This window comes from Neisseria sp. HMSC070H10, from assembly GCF_001837635.1.
GTDB classification, from domain to species: domain Bacteria; phylum Pseudomonadota; class Gammaproteobacteria; order Burkholderiales; family Neisseriaceae; genus Neisseria; species Neisseria subflava_A.
Map to the genome: position 1 here is coordinate 1 of NZ_KV833382.1, position 225 is coordinate 225.

Sequence of the window (225 nt, forward strand, 5' to 3'; positions counted from 1 at the left end):
AAAGCTGGCGTAGAAATTTCTAAAGTAAAAGAGGGTAAGACTTCTTCTAAAACTGCTACTGAGATTGCTGACTTCGGCTCTCGCATCGGTTTCAAAGGCCACGAACACTTGGGTAGCAACCTGAATGCTATCTGGCAAGTTGAACAAAAAACTTCTATCGCCGGTGGTGACTCTGGTTTCGCTAACCGTGAATCTTTCTTGGGCTTGGAAGGCGGTTTCGGTAAA

The 225-nt window shown here is 45.3% G+C and carries 1 protein-coding gene; it reads left to right on the plus strand.

The genetic code is table 11. The annotated features are described in order from the left end of the window. A partial coding sequence (locus HMPREF2606_RS08260) for a porin (RefSeq protein WP_141762187.1) occupies positions 1 to 225 on the plus strand: 225 nt, incomplete at both ends.